Genomic DNA, 17,397 nt, shown 5'->3' on the forward strand with positions numbered 1-17,397 from the left:
GGGTGGTTTTTTGTTATACTTCACATAACCACCCCCCCGGTTTCCGCGACCCCCCCCCCCCGCCGCGGGGGGGGTGTTTATGCCCCGCGGGGGGCAACCCACTTTGGCCTCGAAACGACGGAAAGTCATAAGACAAGCGGTTCATTCAGCAGCTTGGTGAGTCCGTTCGACCGACGTGTACTCGTTTGTCGAAGGTTCAGGAATACAGTCGCAACGGGCTCACTATGTGATCTGGAAGGTCAACTGCTGATCCTCTCGCTCAACTCCTAATGAACCAGCGGTTGCGGGGCGAATGGCGCTCCAGGCCGCTACTTGGGCGACGAATGGAGGCATTCACTCACGACCGCTGCGGGTTCTTCGACGACCCGCTGTCGTATGACATACCCTGCGTAGACACAGCTTGTGAAAACGCGCGATAAGGTCGGCCTGCGCTAGATTCAAAGATGGCCGGCGCACCAGAAGATGGCACACCGAATGTGCAACGCAATGCTTGGCTTCGCGGCACTTGCCCTAGCCGCGTGCCAATCGGCTCCTGAAACGCCGCAACCCGCCACTCTCGAACCTGCGTTAGAACCTGGTGCCATTCCTCCCCAACCTGCCTTGGTTCCTTCCGGCTCAGCAATCATGCATCAATCCGTGGCGGTCACTCTCCCTGGCAAGGGCGTTCCAACAAAGTACGCTGCTTTTTCGGGTCTATGGGCCGGACGATTGGATGGGATGTATGACGCCAAACTTGCTGTTCAGACGATTTCTTCCGATGGGAAGGTGACGGTCACCTATGCGTGGGGAAATCTGGGCGACAACTATCCGGGAGAGGCCGCCGGCGCTGGAAGAATTGTGGGACTACGTTGAAGCTTGAGCGCCTACTGAATGGCGCGGACGTCAGTTTTGTTATGCTGTCCGACGGGGTCCTCGCCGGAACCGTTAGGCTTGCTGGCCAGACCTACACGGGCGCGTACCTCAGGCAATGATCAAAGACGCATCTGAAGGGCTATGGAGAGGGCCAAACGACTGTTCCAATTTTGCACCTGTTGTTACCGGAGTGGGGGCCGTGCAGGTCGTGATCCCCAGATGTGAGCCACAACTCGATGCAAATGATCGTTGAACTTCTTGCCCGCCGCCTTGACGGCAAGCGCGGCCTGATCACCCTTCGCCTCCCGAATGACGGCCTCGATGCTCTGGCGGTTGATATGCGAGAAATAGCTGTCGCCGGTCGGCTCGAACCATTTCGCCATGTTCACCTCAAGAGCCTATCCAAGCCGGTCTGCGTGCTCGAAAGCGCCTTTCCGGTCATAGCAATGAAGCTTCCGCACAGCGTTGACGGAATGAGCCGCCGCAAAAGGGGCGGCGCCGATCCGCGGATGCGGATCCGCGTCGATCCTGCACGGAGCGCGGCGCTAGCAGCGCGGAGGAAGGACGGGGAGACCGAACTTCGCCTTGCTGGCGCTAATGAAGCCGCGACTGGGACCGGCGCCTCACTTGGCGGAGACGGTGCGGATCACGACCAGCCGGTCGGCCCCGGATTCTGGCAGCCAAACCTCTCCGCGGCGTCCATTGATCTGACGGACATCAGCGTTTTCCGTGGACTTGGGGTACGTCGTAAACTTGTCTGTCTGCGGATCGAACGCGTGCACGGCATTCCCTCCGAAATCGGAGAGCCAGACAATGTCGCGCTCGTCCACATAGACCGCATAGGTGCGAGGAAGGTCGCCGGGCAAACGCCAAGCGTTCCAGCCGCCGTCATGGGGGTCGTAGACCGATACCTGTCCCGCGTTCCATTCCGAAATCCAAAGCCGTCCCCGGCTGTCCGACCACACGCGGCGCGCCCCCTGGTCCGGGGTCGGAGGCTCGATCACTCGAGCTTCACCGCTCTTGCGGTCGATGCTTGCCAGATAGCTGCCGGCGAGCGACACGAAGTAGACGTCTCCGTTGGGGGTCGCAGTAATCCCGTAGGGGCCGCGGCCCTCTGGAGCGTGGAAAATTTTCATGTCGCCCGTCGCAGGGTCGAGCCTTCCGTAGATTCCGCTCTGCCCGGTGAACCAGAGGAGGCCGTCGCCGTCGAAGGCGGCAGTATTGAGATTGGCGTAGCCGACGTCCTGCGGAAGCGCCCACACCTTGATTTCCTCGGTTGTCGAGTCGAAGCGCACGATCGCGTTGAGCCCGCCATCGGTTATCCACGCGTCACCGTCCGGACCCTGGATGACACCGTGAGGGCTGGATCCTTCGCCAAGCGGTACTTGGCGAACCTTGCCGGTCTCGGGATCGAGAATACCCAGTGCCCCCTGTTGCTGGGCCGTGTACCAGATGTCTCCGTCGGGCGCGGGCGCGACGTCATGGGGATGCGCGCCCTGCGGGAGACTGTAGACCTGACGTTCCTGCGCGTCGGCCGGGAAGGCGGCAAGGCTGGCGGCAAGTGCGATAAAGCGGAAGAGGCGGCGCATGAGAACTCTCCATGCTGCGGCATGTGCCACTACTCTAGGCGCAAAGTTCGTCGCGGCAATGACGGATCGGGAAAATCACGGCGCCCTGCACTGCGTTTCACCGCCCCGCGGATCGACCAATCCAGCCCTGCTGTTGGGGCACTTTTGGGGTTCGACTGACGCGCTTATGGAACCCAACCCGGCTTGACAAGGATGCGTATTCAACAGGCGCAATGCGCCAAAAGCTTTGGCGCGAAGGGCAAGCATCTTGCCGATACGGCCATAGCCGAGGATGCCAATGCTGAATCAATTTCGGCGGCGTCAGGTGGGAGAAATAGTCTCGGCAGACGTCATCGATCGGGATGATGGCCTTACCACCATACTGAGCCATCAAAAGCAGTGCCGTGTTCATGCCGGGTTACCACCTAAGTCTGGAACCTAGCAAGCCGCCCGACGGGTTCAACCTTCCGTCACGGCCGGGCAGGGGAGGGCGTGCAAAACGGTAGGCGCGACCTAAGAAACGGTCGGGCTCGAGTCAGTAGAGGGATACCGCCAATACAGTGCTGTGACCGAGTTCGTTTGCTGACGGGGCTTCTTAATCGGTGCAAATTGGTCCGACTCCAACCTCCGCAACCAGTTCCAGCATAAATCACTAATAGTCGCGATCTGATCAAAGCCCCGCCGGAAAAAACGGCAAGGCTTTTCCCACGGCAGGTTTGCGAAGCGCGGAAGGGCACTCTGCCGCCCAGAGTAACCAGCCTGCACGGTGAAGACGAGAAGGACGCTCTTCCTAACGCGGAGTTCGAAACCCTCCCGGCCCTCTATAGACCGCCGATTGCCGCACAAATCGCAGCTGAGCAATGATCTTCTGGCCATCGCCGAGACCAAGATAGCAGAGGACAAGAGCGGGCTGGCGGAGGACTCCCCACCTTTTTGCAAGGCTGATTTTCACCCAGCCACCACTCTCGTCCATGCCGGTCTTGAGGTCGGGGTGCGGCGCAGCACTGCGCTGCAGCCCTGCCTCGCGGCGAGCAGCGGGTGTGCAACCGGAGTGGGCGCCTTCGCGGGGAACCGGCTGCAGGGAGCGAAGCGACCGAAGTGGGGCGGAAACGCTCCGAAGCGCGCCGAGGGCGGAGCCCTAAGCCTCTCGATGCTTCAACTCAAAGGACAGTCTTCCATCTTTCTCGGACCTTCGCCGACGGTCGCCGGTCAAGAAGTTGTGACCCAATGCCGCCTTTCCGGCGCCGATTTTCCTCTCCAAACCGGACCTTCCTCGCTACCAGCGCTTGTGACCCTTTTCGGAACAACCGCCCAAGACGAGGGACCGGCGCTGACAGTTCGGCTGACGATCGGCGCGACGATGCTGCTTGCCTCGATATCACGCTTTGCCACCCCGCCAGCGTCCATAACGCCAGACGGAAGCCGGCGCCACGCGCACGAATTGACTCTGTCCCCAGGGGGGCTCACTACAACCGTGAATCGAGAGGCATCAGCAGCGAGTTCGCCGTCGATGCGCGCGTACTGCGGACCATAAAAGTTAGCACCGGCACTTGTATAGCTACCGTTATCCTTAGACATATCAGATCGCTCCTTAAGCAAGCCGATAGTCTACCTACGTGGGTATGCGCGAGCTCATGACTAACCCGCGTCCAAGCCTGGCTTCAGTATGCTTTCGAGCAGCAAAGCGCACCAGCAGCCGCCGATATACTTGATGCCGGCCGCATGTCCCATCAATCCACGTTTTGATCGCGATCGCGATCGCGATCGCGTCGGCCATTTGCCTGCGCCAACAGTCGGCCGCGATCTTCATTGCCGCTTCTTTTTCAGCCCATCTTGGCAATGACCTTTGCCATATCGTTGGCGTCGAACGCTCTTAGGGTCTGCGTTCGGACGTTGCCGAGCGAAGCTATCGATAAGCTGAGCGCGGTCGCGGCAATATCATCGTCGGCTTCGGCAATCGCGACCACGTCGTGCTGACCGAGCGTCCAGTAAAGCGAATGCACTTTGACCCCGCTTTTGGCCGCCATCTCCTTGAATGCTTCAGCACGCTTTACGGTGTCCTTGACTGTCTTAGCCCCCTGATCTGTGAAGTTGGTGAGCAGCACATAGTAGGCCATGTTATCCTCCCATAAACAGGGAGGCGTGCGGGCGCTTCGGCGACCGCCGTGTCTCCCATCTCTAAGCATAGCACATCCACGGCACGCCCGAACCGGGCAAGATCGGCACGACTTTCTCGCATGGCTGCATCCGACTGACCAACTGGGATGCCGAAGACCTCGGCTCGATCGTGCAGCCGGGCACGAAAGTCGACTTCAAGGACGGGATGGCCCACGCCGCCGACGAGCGCGCTCAGTAGCAAAGCGAACTTGGCGAGCAGACTTGCCCTTCACAGCCATACCTAAGGAAAGTCGCAGAATTGGACGCAGCGCGCGCTTCGCGCACAGCAACTCCGCGCGTCTTGGAACAAGGAGAGACCGGCAGCGTTGGGCCTGCAGCCGACTGAGATCGATTTGGCCGAAGCTACTGTCCCGCAATTTCGCCATCAATCCAGCGAGGTTTCCATGACACACATCCGAGCCGACAACCAGCCAGTCACCCAAATCACCATCGTCGATTCTGAACCGGACAAGCAGTCCGAGGCATTGTCCATCATGGCCGAGCGAGCGCGCTTTATGGCGCGTCAGCCTGGGTTCATCTCAATCAGCCTGCATCGCAGCCTCGACGGGCGGCGCATCGTCAACTATGTCCAATGGCAAAGTCGCGATCTCTTGCGAGCGGCTCATCATGCGCCGGAATTCCGCAAGGAGTGGGGTCACTTCGATCAGTTGACGGACGAGATCGATCCCAATCTGTACGAGGTAGCCGAGGTGATAGAGAGTGGTCAGTAGGCGTGCCGCCCCCGCAGATGGCGCACCATTCGCGTTTGCGGAGGAGAAGCTTTCAAAGCAGACACTGACTGATGGCGGACTTTTTCAACAAAATCTGTGGAAAGTTGCAGTTCGATCAACGTGAGTACGACTGGGACTCGGGCATCATTCAACCTGTATCAGCCCTTCCATCAATACCGCAGGGAACGAGTTGCTTGGGGTCATCGGGAGCTCGATCTGCACAATCCGGGTCAGCCCAAAGCTCTCGTAGAACGGCTCCGCGTTCAGGCTCGAATACGCTTGAAACATTTTTGCTCCAGCCTTGGCTGCCGCCTGCGCGCATTCGCGAAAGATGGCGCGACCAGTACCTTTCTTAACTACGGCCGGATCGGTCGCAAAATGCCTCAAATGGGCAACGTCGGGGGTGATTTCTTCTGTGCCGGGACGCTCGAGTGTCCATCCGCCACACCCCAAAATGCGCCCCCATTCTTCCGCGACATAATAGGTGCCCGACGTCAGCAGCTCCGGGTTCGCCTTCGTCATAGCAGGCAAGGATCCGGCGAGGACCTCTTGGCTATAGGCGGCGGCCATGAGCGTAGGATAAGCCCTCTCGAGGAGCTGATCGATCAGTGGTGCATCCTCTGGATATGCCCTTCGAACTTCCACTCGCTCTTCCTTTTGCTCATGGCGCCACGTCAGCTGCGCTATTTGCGTGCGAGCAAGACGTGAGCCTCTTGGGGGAACATCAGCTCCCCTCCAGTTGAATAGATTGCCAGCGAGGAACTTAGATCACCCGTGATCGCTGTGATGACTGCGTCGCGATGTCCGGCATCCATTCCGCTCACCAGTCCAGCCTGGGGAGTTGCTGCTAGCTGTAGTCGCACGTATTCCTTTGGCGAGGGGAAACCGATGTTCTTGGTAATCGTGTGGACGGTCACATGGCGAAAGCCCGCGCCAGCCACCAATCGGTAAAGCTCGTCAGCATCGGCGAGTGAATGCTCGGACCGTTTGGTTGCCGAAGCGCCTGGACCGAGATGTCGATCCAAGGCATCTGCCAGCGCCTTCGCCGCAGGAGTTTGGTCAATAGCGCTGAAAACGCTTAAGGCCAGTCGGCCATTAGGCACCAGCACCCGGAACATCTCACGTAGCGCACCCGATCGGTCCGAGAAAAACTGCAGTCCGAGTTGGCAAAGAACCAGATCGAAGGTGGAGTCAGGGAACGGCATTTCGAGCGCGCTTCCCTCGCACCAGTCGATACGGGGTCCAGCGCCTCTCGGGAGCGATCGAGCAACGGCAAGCATGCCCGTGTTGATGTCGAGGCCGACGACCTGCCCATTTCCCATACGCTCGGCCGCCGAGCGTGCCACCACGCCCGTGCCGCAAGCTACGTCCAGAACCCGCTCACCAGATTGAGGCGCAGCACGATCCACCAGGTCGGCAGCCCACAGGGCGGTAATTGCCGGGACCAGGTAGCGCTCGTAGAGTTCCGCGGCGCTGCCTTCCAGCTGCCACTGCTCCTGCTGGGCCATAGAGTCCCTCCCGCACAACGAGCCGCTCGGGCAACGGGCCCGATCAGAGCTTGGGGCAGCCATCATAAAGCGCGTGTCGGTCAACCAGCAACCCGCGATGGAAACAACAAGGATACAGAGCAGACCGCTAGTAAGGTCCGCTCACCCACTAACGAAACCTCTACTGCTGTCTCGGCGAATGCCCGAAAATGGTGGGGAGTTGCCGACCGACATCGGGTCAAATGCGACCTGGAACTTGAAAGCTCAGGACCAAAAGGGCCAACACGGTAGCCCCCAAGTCCTTCAATATGCATCGGAAGGTGGCGCTGTGGCTCGGTCAGCCGTCGCCGTCCAGTTGGCAACGGGCAGTGTGGCAGGGATATTACCCCTCGGCTGCGAATACGTAGCCGTTGCCATCCTTGGACAGCGTGCCGGCGTTCGGCATCAACCAGTGAGTACCCGAAATGGTGAGCTTGTCGGCGACCGCGCGATCGAAGATCTTCCTTCGCGTTTCGACAGCCAGTTGCGGATCCTGGTCGATAGCAAGCTGCCACTCGGGATTTGTTGAAATGTGGAGCGCAAGATTGACCACGTCAGCGCTGATCAGGAACTGTTTGCCGCCCGAGGTGACCAGATGCGCGACCATTCCCGGGCTATGACCGGGGGCCTGAACGGCGTGCACGCCGGGCAGGAGTTCTGGTTCTCCCTCAAAGGTCCTGACGTTTTTCCACGTCGCCACGGTAGCCTGAATGCGCTGGGCGAGGCCCTTGCGCGTCGGTCCGAGATCGATCGACTCGACTCCCGGGCGCGTCCACCATTTCAATTCCGCGGCGGGCACCATGATGTCGGCATCCGGGAAGACCTGCGCATTGCTCTCATTGTTCATGAGGCCATAAATGTGGTCGCCGTGGAGATGGGAGATCAGGATCGTCTTGACTGCCTTGGGGTCAAGGCCCGCCGCGGCCATGCTCTCGAACAGCCGGCCGTTCCCCTCACCATAAATCGGATGACCGCCCGTACCCGAGTCGATCAGGACCACTTGATCGCGCAGCTTGAGCGCCATGACGATAAACCGCAGGGGCGCCTGATTGTCGGGAAAACCGGCACCACGCAACGCGGTCTTGACTTGTTCGACGCTGACATTCCTGACCATACCCTCCCGCAGCGGAACGTCACGCATGCCATCAATCAGAGAGAAGACTTCAATGTCGCCAACCTTGTATTTGCGGAAAGGTTGAGCGACGGACTGTTGAGCGCAAGCCGCGTCGACAAACGTGATCGGATTGTCGAGTCCAAACGCAGCGTAAGCACCGGCTGCGCCAAGTGTCAGGTCGCGACGCGAGATATCGAAAATCCTTCCCCGCTGACTGAATGATCGAGTATATCAACGGCGGTGGGCACTGCACAACGTCGGCTTTGGGTCCGCATCAGGTCGCAGCGCGAACGGCAGGTTTGGAGAAGCGCCATGAAGGTCAGCAAATGGCGCTCTGTGCTCGTTGCCGCCGACCGATTCAAACGGCAGGGCCTAACCCATCTCGGCCATTCGCGGCATAGCCAGAATGACTGAGTTTTACCCTAGTCTTCCTCCCGAAAATCCTGCAGCGAGGCATGGCGCAGATTCTCCTCGCCGCGGAGATGCTTCACGCGGCCGATCAGCCCCGGCTTGACCCATTGCGTCGCCGGCCGTTTCATCCCGTTTGGCGCAGGCCCAGAATGCTCCTGTACGCGCTCCCAGAGGCGTTCCCGCATCTCCCGGTTCAAGGTGATAAAGGCGCTCCCGACATAGCGTCCTGTGCCACGCTCGGCCATTAGGGCGAAAGCCGGCTTTCCGGGTTCACGCTCGACGCCGAGCAACTCGTATTCATCGATGCTGTAAGCCTTGGTCTTGTGCCAAGCCGTCGAATTGCCGCTCCGGTATTTGCTGTCCTTGCGCCTCGACACCATGCCTTCGAGCCCCGCCTGGTCTATCAGGTGGGAAGATCGCCTTAGCCTCGCCGGGAAGCGCCTGGCTGAATTGGATACGGCCACCGTCCGGGATCATCTCGGCAAGGAACTCGCGGCGGTCCTCCAGCGCCATGTCGCGCAGGTCGTGACCATTGAGATGCAGAAGATCGAAGGCGACGAATAGAGGTCGTGCTGGCGTTGGGTGATGGCTTTCCGCAAGGCTCCGAAGTCAGACAGGCCAGTCTCGTTCAATACGACGATCTCACCGTCGATGGCGCTTTCCACGTCCAGTTCAGCGGCGGCCTTTGCGAGGGCGATGCCGATGGCGAAACTGTCCGAAGGCGACACGATCACGATGACTGGCGAGGTGACGCTTGTTCACGATGACGGGACCGGTTCGGCTTCACGGCTACGACGTTCCGGTGACGACGCGCGGGGAACGCCTCGCCGAAATACCGGACCTCTCCACCGCGTCCGCCCTCGGCAATCGCGACAGCATGCTTGGCTTTCGACACATCGACACCGACGTAAAAAACGTTATCTTGCTCCATGGCCCGTCCTTTCTTCGCTTGGGGCTCGGCTCGGCACTCCCGAGCCACCCCCGTTTGCTTAACAGCTGCAAAGACTAAGGGCGGGCCGCCGCTCAGAGTCATAACGTCTAATAGCCATCGCAACCTTACCCGCCAAATCGTCCTTGTTGCGCCAATATTTGACGAGCTTCTTTTCATACAGCTTTCGGAATCTCTCGAGTTTGGCCTTTTTCTCGAACTCGACCTTTTCCGCGGCCCACGTCTTGCGAGCACCGCCTTCGAGCAAAAACGCCACGGTAGGCACGCCTTGGGCGACGGCGTACTCGTACTCCATCTGGGTGTAGCTCTTACCCTTCAACTCTGAGCCGTACCGCTCTGCTACGATGAGTACGTAGTAGTCGCTGTCATCGATGCGCCGCTTGATGTAATCCCATTGAGTGTCGTCGCTGGCTTGGAATGCCTCCATCCCCACAGGAATATGCCCGAGGTTAAGAACGGCCTCGATGACCGACCGTCTTTCGTCCACCAAATCGGCGTAGGTCGAGCTGACGAAGATTTGGTATTTAACGTCCATGCGGCCTCACCCTTCGATCCGCCCTTGTAAGTCTGCAAGCAGGCTGGGGATAGCGTTCCGTGCCCGCATCAAGAAGCCGAGTCATGATTCTTGCAAGGGGTGAAGCGATCAAAGCCCGACCCGCGCGCTGGCACGCTAGGTTGCCCGGTTTGCCGGAAGGAATAATCACTTGCGGCCGAGGAGTATGAAACGTGCTGTGCCCCCCGCCGCAGCGACAGCCTTCGCTATTCCTTCTTGTCGACCAGCGCCCGTAGTGCCGAGACGTCATGCAGCAATAACCTGCTGCCGCACTTTTCGATCAGGCCTCTCTTGGCGAGGTCGCTCATTTCGCGCGAGACCGCTTCCCTGTGCGTGCTCATCGTTGCCGCCAGCTCGGAATGCGTCGGTGCCGGGCTTATGGACACCTCGCCGTCCACGAGTGCGGCTTTCTCCGCCCGATGCAGGAGCTCGACGATCAGCCGTTTTCGCACGACCAGAGTGCTGTATTCGAATACCCGCTCGGTCATGCGCCGGAGCTGGGCAGACAGATGCTCAAGCAGCATCCAGGCAAAAGTCGGGTGGGTCATCACGATATCCCGGAATGCTGTGCCGGACAGCCGTGCAGCGCGGGTTGCCTCCAGCGCGACTACGCTGGCAGAGCGTGCAATCCCGTCAATGCCTCCGAGCTCCCCGAAAATGTCACCCGGTTCGACATCGCGATACGCTATCTCCCTGCCGTCCGCTGAAACCAGTGTCACGCGAGCCCGTCCTTCCAGCAGGAAGAAGACATCGCGACCAGTGTCGCCGTGGGAAATGATTAGCTCGTTGTGTCGATAGCTGCGCTCGTGCCACCGTTTGGTCAGCGCGGCGAGGTCGGCATCGCAAAGTCTTGAGATGAAGGCCAGAGAGCCTGTCACAACGGTCTCTTGTTCAATCAAGTGTACTTCACCTTACTCCCTATCCAAGGAAATTTGATGGCCGCAGGCCCCGCTTTCCGGGATGCAAACTGGGAGCGGATTTCGCCAATGTTTTCCCCGGTGTGGGAATTCCCACAGCCGAGCCTGGTTCGACTGTCATATCCTTGTTGCAACGTCAGGCCCGCCGGCTCGTGTGCAAGCCGGCGAAGGGAAAGGGAACAGTCATGAAATTCTTGGCTCCCGTCACAAAACTTGCTGCGGGGTTTCGCAAATTCGTCGCGCCGCGCTACCGCCCGGAGCTTTATTACATGCGTGGCCCGGGGCCAGCCACCGCCCGCCGTATGGGCACGCCGCGGCAAAACCAATCCATCGACCACTACGCCTAACTTGCCTCGCGGACGGCTGACGCTCTCGCCCGGAGTGCCGTTCGCGCCGTTCCGTACCGGTCAATTCAGATCAATGAAGGGACGATCTGATCATGGTTATAATTCATGCTGCCGCCATTGGTCCATTTCGCAGGTGGTTACGCCTCCGCGCCGAGCGAAAAGCTCTCTTGTCGGCAACGGACCAGTTGAGCCGTTTACCCGATGACGTTCTTGGCGACATCGGCATCTCACGTGACGAAATCATGTGCGCTTTGCCAAGCCGCGCCATCCGTCATGCGGAGGCAGGCGCGGCCGGCACGACGATCGAGCGCACCAGGATCGCTTCGGCCTCGATCCCGAAACGGTTGGCCGCCGGCAGTGGCTACGCCTCGGCCGAGATCCCCTTTGGCTGGTTCACGAGCGCGCGATCGAGCCTTACATCGCGGCTTCGACAAGCAGCGGCGCGCGGACGGGACCTTCGAACGGCACTACACCTGCGACCCCAGGGACTGAATGTTGACCGACGGGAGCTGGGGAGGATCTCAAAATGATCATGTCAGTTGTTAAGTCCCTCGCGCCTGTGACGCTCGGCACCGTGCTGATCGCAATCAGTCGGACTTCATTGTCGGCTTCTGACGCTCAGGACCTCGCGTTCGCTCACGCTGACATGCCAATCAAACAGCTGAAAGACGTCTATTTGGATTGCGAGCGGGGAGGCCGCCGGTGCGCTGGGGACGGAAGACGTGATGTACTGTTCGATGCGCGAGTTCCGACTAGGCGCGCGATAGCAGTTTGCGCATAATCAACGATGCATGGCCTTCTGCACCGTGCGACGCGGCCCTGCGATCGACCACTTCGAACCATGTTTGGACCGCGCACTTCGCCGATCAGCGCAGTAACCAACCCGCGGAGTTCCGCGAGCGACAGCCTTCAAACGAATCAGTCGGTGGTAGCGTCACGCATAGGGTGAATCACGAACGCGCTCGCCTGCAACCCCTTCGCCCGGAAATCTGCCCCGGTTACGCGGTTCGCCAGCAGACTGACAAGGAGCGGCTTCAGCCGATCGCCGATGCTATTTGTTATCTTTGTGCCGAATGGCAGCTTTGCGCCCCGATTTCGGCCGTTCGCCTATATCGTTCGAACTGCCGAAAGCTGTCGGGGCTCCGGCCCTCTCAAACCCTCCGCCGCCGTTGTCGCGCATGTGCCGCATGCCACCTGCCGTGCTTTCAGCGAGCCGACCTTACCTCCAGTCTGGAACCTAGCAGTCGCCCAACTGGTTCAACCTTCCGCCACGGCCGGGCAGGGGAGGGCGTGCAAAACGGTAGGCGCGACCTAAGAAACGGTCGCGGTTCGAGTCGGGAGAGCGCTACCGCCTTTCCCCACACCAAGAAAATCTCCGATATCTCCTCCGTTGTTGCGCGTGAAGCGACCTGTCTTGGTGTTGCTCAGGCCTATGGCGAACGGCAAAGGAAGGCCGGCCGATCCGCGAGGAATATCTGATAGTCGATGGCGGCAAGCGCGCCGGCGCCGGTGCGCATTCCCCTAGCGCCGGCGACGCCATCGATAACAGATATTTAGGGGTGCGGCTGGGCAGGCCCTGCCTGTTTGAGAAAGACGAGCTTCCCGTCCAGTTGCGAGACGACGATAGCGCCTTTGTCGAAGGGGAGCACGTCGACCGGCCGGGTCAGTCCATCGAGAAGCACCTGACTCTTTCCTGAGACAAGGTCTAACCCGAGAAGCCTGCCGCTGCCAGAAGCCCAGCCATCCGACTGATCGAAAGTGCCATGTTCGAGGACCAGCATCTCGCCCTCTGCATCGAAGGCGACATCGACCGGAGCATTCATGCCGATGGCCTCGATGCGGACGCTGCCTGTTTGGCCGGCCTGCTTCAGCGAGACGATACGGCCGCTGCCGGCGACGAAGGGAAATCCGCCGAACAGGGAGACGTAAAGCCGGCTGCCGTGCACGGCAAGGCCGGTCGGAACCGCGTCGAACTCGTATTTCTGACCGTCGCCGAACTCGGTCGGCGAGAGGGCGGTTAGGGCCTGGCCGCTGGTGTTCAGCCGAGCAAAGGCAAAGAGCTGCGTGCGGCCGCTCCCGTCGGCCAGAAGGCGTTCGACGGAGTTCCGCGCGGCGTCGACGACATAGAGCGTGTCGCCTGACAACGCGAAGTCGTACGGGTTCCAGAAGTCGTTGCTGACGACCCGCGTGACGGCGCCCTCGTCGACCTCGAGCATCGCGTGGTCGTTGGAGTCCTCGTCATGGTCCGCTGGCGTCCAGCCCTGGGCGACGAGATAGCCGCTGCCATGGCGCTCGACCCGATAGGGCCCGGTCGGTTCGCCCATGACGTCGGTGCCATGCGGCAGGACCGGACCGAAAGCGGTGAAACGGCCGTTCGGGGTGCGCCTGTAGAGGCGGCCGTCGGCTAGGTCGGTCACCAGAAGCGCATCGCCGTCGCGAGCAAGTCCGGCAAAGATCGCTCCCGGTCTTCGCACGATTTCGACTTCGTATCCCGACGCTGCCTTCGGCTCCGCCGACCCTTGCGTTGCGATCGCCATAAGCAAAAGGGCAATCAATCCGGTGAGCGTACGCATCGAAAGCCTCCGTTGGCGGCGAAGCGAAAATCAGGGTCATAGGCAAGCCGGCGGGTCGTGCTCAGGCGGGTGGGGTCGCTGTTCCACGCGCCACCACGAAGCACCCGATACTTTCCGGCGATTTCGGGCAGCGCTTCGCCGCCGTAGGGTGCATAGAAGTCGCGGGTCCATTCCCACACGTTGCCGACGAGGTTGAGCAGGCCCTCCCTGCCCGCCCCTAGTGGAAACGACCGGGCGGGTGCCGTCATGTCATGACCGTCGCTGGCGTCCTCGTCGCAGCAGGCGCCGCGTCCAAAATTGGCGCGTGTCGCGTCGACCGGCGCATCACCCCAGGGAAAGTGTGCTCCCTGCGGCCCGCGCGCGGCGCGTTCGTATTCCTGCTCGGACGGCAACTTCAGGCCATAATGGGCGCAGAACGCCTCTGCATCGGTAAAGCTGACGCCGACGACCGGGTGGTCAGGCAGACCGAGGGCCGGATGCCGGTCGTAGAAAGCGGCGCGATGTCCCGTCGCCGCGACGAAGCGGCGGTATTGCGCGTTGGTGATCTCGGTCTGGTTCATGGCGAAGGCCTGGCCTTCGACGACATGTCGCGGCCGCTCGTTTTCATCGCCCGTGTCGTTGCCGAAGACGAACGGCCCCCCCGGAATTTCGACAAGCGGATTGTCCGCAATGACATCCTCGCCTGCCGCGGCGCCTCCGCTCCACAGAAGTGCCGCGACGGCGAGGAGCATCCTAGAAGTCAACACGGTCCTGGCTCTGGCGGTCAAACAGGAACACCCGTCCGGGCGCAAAGCCGACCTCCACCATCTGATCAAAGTCGCCCACAAAATTCTTGTCGGCGCGAACAGTGAGCAAGGCCGCTCCGGCGCGCAGGGTGACCAGCGTGCTTTCGCCGGTCAGTTCGACCGAATAGATCGGGGCCACGATATTGGTCTTTTCGCTTCCGGCAGGAAGGACGTGGATGTCCTCCGGGCGGACGCCCAGTACAGCGCTCGCAACGTTCGCGCCCCCGAGGCCGTCGACCCTGACGCCGCCGAGGCTCGTGAAGACCCCGTCCTTGACCTCACCGTCGATCAGGTTCATCGGCGGCGAACCGATGAAGCCCGCGACGAAAAGGGTGCGCGGGTCGTTGTAGATTTTCTTCGGCGTGCCGAACTGCTCGATCACGCCCTTGTTCATCACCGCCACCCGGTGAGCGAGGGTCATCGCCTCGATCTGGTCATGGGTGACGTAGATCGTCGTCACCTGTAGCTCGTGCTGGAGGTGCTTGAGTTCGGCCCGCATCTGGACCCGCAGCTTGGCGTCGAGATTGGACAGCGGTTCGTCCATCAAGAAGACCTTTGGTGTGCGGATGATGGCGCGGGCCAGCGCGACGCGCTGGCGCTGCCCGCCGGAGAGTTGCTTCGGCAGCCGGTCGAGCAGGCCGTCGAGCTCGACGCGGCGTGCCACCTCCATGACCATCTGGCGCATCTTGTCCTGCGCCACCTTGCGGATCTTCAAGGGGTAGCCGATGTTATCGGCGACGCTGAGGTGGGGGTAGAGCGCGTAGGACTGGAAGACCATCGCGACGTCGCGATATTTCGGCAGCACGTCGTTGACCCGGTCGCTGCCGATGAAGATCTCTCCAGCCGTAACCTCCTCGAGGCCGGCTACCATGCGCATGGTCGTGGTCTTGCCGCAGCCCGAAGGCCCGAGTAGGACGAGAAACTCCTTGTCGCGCACCTCAAGATTGAGGTCGCTGACCGCGGTGAAGGTGCCGAACTTCTTGACCACGTTCTGGAAGACGACCGAGGCCATGGCTCACCCCTTGACCGCGCCGAACGAGATGCCGCGAACCAGGTGTTTCTGGACGACGAAGGCGAAGATCATGATCGGGATGCAGGCGGTGAAGCCGGCGGCGCTGATTTCGCCCCAATAGGTGTTGTACTGCGTGACGCGCCCGGCAATGCCGATCGGTAGTGTCTGCGATCGTTCGGTCAGGGTCAGGATAAGGGCGAGCAGAAATTCGTTCCACGAAATGATCAGGCAAAAGATGGCTGTGGCCGCCAGCCCAGGACGGGCGAGCGGCAAAGCGACATGCAGGAATGCGCCCCATCGCGTGTCGCCGTCGACCATCGCCGCCTCCTCGAGCTCGACCGGCAGGTCCTGGAAGTAGCTCTTCATCATCCAGGTAGAGAAAGGCAGGTTGAACGCCGTATAGGCGATGATCACCGCAGGCTTCGTGTTCAGCATGCCGAGATGGTTGAAGGCGATGTAGAGCGGGATGATCGTCACGATGGGTGGCATCATGCGCGTCGACAGGATCCAGAACGAGATCTGGTAGCGCCATCTGCCCGGATACTGGAAACGGGCGAGCGCATAGCCGGCCAGGGAGCCAAAGACGACCGAGACAAGCGTCGTCGAGACCGCGATGATCAGGCTGTTCAATGCATAGATTAGGAAAGGCCGCTCGACGAAGGCGGCGTGGTAATGCTTCGACGTCGGATTGGCGGGGACCCATTGCGGCGGTATCGAGAAGATGTCGATGTCGTATTTGAACGAGTTGGCCGCGATCCAGTAGACTGGGAAGAGGGTGACCACGAGCGCTACGGCGATCACCACATAGGCGGCGATGCGCTGGATTCCGATACGCTTTCGGCGGTGCGCCATAGGTCCTCTAGTCGGCAAGCCGCATGCGCTTGATGAACCAGGTGCTGAACGCGACGGTCGTGAACAGCACGAAAAGCGAGATGGCGGCCGCATAGCTGGGGTCGGCGAAGCGGTACGCCACTTGGTAAATATAGAGACTGAGCGTCTTTGTCCGGTCGGCGGGGCCGCCGCCGGTCAAGATGAAGACGAGGTCAAAGAGCCGCAGCGCGTCCATGATGCGTAACAGCAGCGCGATGGCGATGACCGGCTTCAGGAACGGCAGCGTCAGATCCCAGAACTGCCGCCAGGCGGAGGCGCCGTCAATCGCCGCCGCCTCGTAGGGCTCGTCCGGCAGGCTGGCGAGCCCGGCAAGCATCAGCAGGAACATGAACGGCGTCCATTGCCAAACGTCGGCGACGATCACGGACAACATAGCCAGTCGGACGTCGCCGGCCCAAGCTTGGAGGGGCAGGCCGAGCCGGAACATGATCTCGTTGAGCACGCCGAATTGCGGCTCGTAGATGAGCTTCCAGGTGATCGCGACCGCAACCGGCGGCAGCATCATCGGCAGCATCAGGATCGTTTTCAGGAAATTCAAGCGCCGGATGTATCGGTCGAGCAGCAAGGCGAGGCCGAGGCCAAACAGGAACTCGGTGCCGACAGCGAAGACGGTGAACACCAGCGTGTTCCACAAGCCGACGTGAAACTGCTCGTCGGTGAGAAGCCGCAGAAAATTGTCAGCGCCGGCAAATTGCCAGGGCAGGTCCGGATTCGGGCTGATCCGCGTTGCCGCCGCAATGATCATGTAGATCGACGGAAATATCGTGAGCGCCAGGAGCACGAGCATAGCTGGCGCAAGCATCAATACCCGCAGGTGGCGCTCAAACCACCGCTCGAACGAATTTCCGAACTTCGCACCGATAGAGACGGTCATCGGAAGTTCTATCCGTCATATCAGTCAATCATAGCATGGCGAACCCGAGATCCAAACCGGCGCGTACTCGCTCGTGCTTGCCCCGAGAGCTGATCCGGCAAAATGGAGCAGCATCACCGGATACCACCATATGCGGC

20 protein-coding genes and 2 pseudogenes are annotated in these 17,397 nt (G+C 60.7%); 5 read left to right on the plus strand and 17 right to left on the minus strand.

Annotation, left to right across the window (positions count from 1 at the left end; all coding sequences use genetic code 11):
- Positions 1–486: 486 nt before the first annotated feature.
- Positions 487–852 (plus strand): hypothetical protein, encoded by a 366-nt coding sequence (locus NKH01_RS32680; RefSeq protein WP_353024413.1) that lies wholly within the window; start codon positions 487–489, stop codon positions 850–852.
- A 182-nt stretch (positions 853–1,034) separates the two neighbouring features.
- On the opposite strand, the gene NKH01_RS32685 is transcribed toward NKH01_RS32680, so the two are convergent.
- The 5 genes and pseudogenes from NKH01_RS32685 to NKH01_RS32705 all read right to left on the minus strand — a co-directional run bounded on the left by NKH01_RS32685 (position 1,035) and on the right by NKH01_RS32705 (position 4,537).
- On the minus strand, positions 1,035–1,235 hold the full coding sequence (locus NKH01_RS32685) for a hypothetical protein (RefSeq protein ID WP_353024415.1): 201 nt from the start codon (positions 1,233–1,235) through the stop codon (positions 1,035–1,037).
- Positions 1,236–1,475: 240 nt separating this feature from the next.
- The gene (locus NKH01_RS32690; RefSeq protein ID WP_352914152.1) at positions 1,476–2,441 is read right to left on the minus strand and encodes a Vgb family protein; all 966 of its coding nucleotides are present in this window, start codon (positions 2,439–2,441) and stop codon (positions 1,476–1,478) included.
- Between the two features lie 280 nt (positions 2,442–2,721).
- Positions 2,722–2,832, minus strand: a pseudogene (locus NKH01_RS32695) (pyocin activator PrtN family protein); the annotation flags it as partial.
- 1,200 nt (positions 2,833–4,032) lie between these two features.
- Entirely contained in the window at positions 4,033–4,230 is a 198-nt protein-coding gene (locus NKH01_RS32700) for a hypothetical protein (RefSeq protein ID WP_352494223.1), read from the minus strand.
- A 13-nt stretch (positions 4,231–4,243) separates the two neighbouring features.
- The gene (locus NKH01_RS32705; RefSeq protein ID WP_065012366.1) at positions 4,244–4,537 is read right to left on the minus strand and encodes a GYD domain-containing protein; all 294 of its coding nucleotides are present in this window, start codon (positions 4,535–4,537) and stop codon (positions 4,244–4,246) included.
- A 74-nt stretch (positions 4,538–4,611) separates the two neighbouring features.
- Between NKH01_RS32705 and NKH01_RS32710 the strand changes: the two genes are divergently transcribed.
- Positions 4,612–4,776, plus strand: coding sequence for a L,D-transpeptidase (locus NKH01_RS32710; RefSeq protein ID WP_352494243.1), 165 nt, complete (start codon positions 4,612–4,614; stop codon positions 4,774–4,776).
- A 127-nt stretch (positions 4,777–4,903) separates the two neighbouring features.
- Positions 4,904–5,308, plus strand: coding sequence for an antibiotic biosynthesis monooxygenase family protein (locus tag NKH01_RS32715; RefSeq protein ID WP_352494224.1), 405 nt, complete (start codon positions 4,904–4,906; stop codon positions 5,306–5,308).
- Between the two features lie 144 nt (positions 5,309–5,452).
- Here the strand turns inward: NKH01_RS32715 and NKH01_RS32720 are convergent, their stop codons facing one another.
- From NKH01_RS32720 to NKH01_RS32750, 7 genes are all read right to left on the minus strand, one after another.
- Positions 5,453–5,878: a GNAT family N-acetyltransferase gene (locus NKH01_RS32720; RefSeq protein WP_352494225.1), complete on the minus strand. Its 426-nt coding sequence runs from the start codon at positions 5,876–5,878 to the stop codon at positions 5,453–5,455.
- A gap of 113 nt (positions 5,879–5,991) precedes the next feature.
- Complete coding sequence (locus NKH01_RS32725) at positions 5,992–6,816, minus strand: methyltransferase domain-containing protein (protein WP_353024418.1); 825 nt, start codon at positions 6,814–6,816, stop codon at positions 5,992–5,994.
- Positions 6,817–7,177: 361 nt separating this feature from the next.
- Positions 7,178–7,975 (minus strand): MBL fold metallo-hydrolase, encoded by a 798-nt coding sequence (locus NKH01_RS32730; RefSeq protein WP_353024420.1) that lies wholly within the window; start codon positions 7,973–7,975, stop codon positions 7,178–7,180.
- 395 nt (positions 7,976–8,370) lie between these two features.
- Entirely contained in the window at positions 8,371–8,739 is a 369-nt protein-coding gene (locus NKH01_RS32735; RefSeq protein WP_353024440.1) for a hypothetical protein, read from the minus strand.
- Positions 8,657–8,872: a hypothetical protein gene (locus tag NKH01_RS32740; RefSeq protein ID WP_352496613.1), complete on the minus strand. Its 216-nt coding sequence runs from the start codon at positions 8,870–8,872 to the stop codon at positions 8,657–8,659. The genes NKH01_RS32735 and NKH01_RS32740 overlap by 83 nt, the downstream gene beginning before the upstream one ends.
- A 476-nt stretch (positions 8,873–9,348) precedes the next feature.
- Positions 9,349–9,843 carry a DUF4062 domain-containing protein gene (locus NKH01_RS32745; protein ID WP_353024422.1) on the minus strand — a complete coding sequence of 165 codons (495 nt, stop codon included), beginning with the start codon at positions 9,841–9,843 and terminating at the stop codon, positions 9,349–9,351.
- A gap of 224 nt (positions 9,844–10,067) precedes the next feature.
- Complete coding sequence (locus NKH01_RS32750; RefSeq protein ID WP_353024424.1) at positions 10,068–10,739, minus strand: Crp/Fnr family transcriptional regulator; 672 nt, start codon at positions 10,737–10,739, stop codon at positions 10,068–10,070.
- Positions 10,740–10,963: 224 nt separating this feature from the next.
- On the opposite strand from NKH01_RS32750, the gene NKH01_RS32755 reads away from it, so the two are divergent.
- Entirely contained in the window at positions 10,964–11,125 is a 162-nt protein-coding gene (locus tag NKH01_RS32755; protein ID WP_167522729.1) for a hypothetical protein, read from the plus strand.
- A gap of 1,451 nt (positions 11,126–12,576) precedes the next feature.
- Positions 12,577–12,663 (plus strand): annotated as a pseudogene (locus tag NKH01_RS35400) (formate dehydrogenase); the annotation flags it as partial.
- Positions 12,664–12,678: 15 nt separating this feature from the next.
- Here NKH01_RS35400 and NKH01_RS32765 read toward each other — a convergent pair.
- Genes NKH01_RS32765 through NKH01_RS32785 form a run of 5 tightly spaced genes read right to left on the minus strand, consistent with a single transcriptional unit; the run spans position 12,679 to position 17,260 of the window.
- Positions 12,679–13,698: a ScyD/ScyE family protein gene (locus NKH01_RS32765; RefSeq protein ID WP_353024427.1), complete on the minus strand. Its 1,020-nt coding sequence runs from the start codon at positions 13,696–13,698 to the stop codon at positions 12,679–12,681.
- A complete protein-coding gene (locus NKH01_RS32770; RefSeq protein WP_352788254.1) occupies positions 13,677–14,429 on the minus strand; it encodes a formylglycine-generating enzyme family protein in 753 nt (250 codons plus the stop codon). The genes NKH01_RS32765 and NKH01_RS32770 overlap by 22 nt, the downstream gene beginning before the upstream one ends.
- A gap of 1 nt (position 14,430) precedes the next feature.
- Complete coding sequence (locus NKH01_RS32775) at positions 14,431–15,495, minus strand: ABC transporter ATP-binding protein (RefSeq protein ID WP_353024430.1); 1,065 nt, start codon at positions 15,493–15,495, stop codon at positions 14,431–14,433.
- Between the two features lie 3 nt (positions 15,496–15,498).
- Positions 15,499–16,347, minus strand: a complete 849-nt coding sequence (locus NKH01_RS32780; RefSeq protein ID WP_352496619.1) for a carbohydrate ABC transporter permease — start codon at positions 16,345–16,347, stop codon at positions 15,499–15,501.
- 7 nt (positions 16,348–16,354) lie between these two features.
- Positions 16,355–17,260: a carbohydrate ABC transporter permease gene (locus NKH01_RS32785; protein ID WP_352496620.1), complete on the minus strand. Its 906-nt coding sequence runs from the start codon at positions 17,258–17,260 to the stop codon at positions 16,355–16,357.
- Positions 17,261–17,397 lie beyond the last annotated feature (137 nt).

This window comes from Mesorhizobium sp. M1403, assembly GCF_040317695.1.
Taxonomy (GTDB): Bacteria; Pseudomonadota; Alphaproteobacteria; order Rhizobiales; family Rhizobiaceae; genus Mesorhizobium.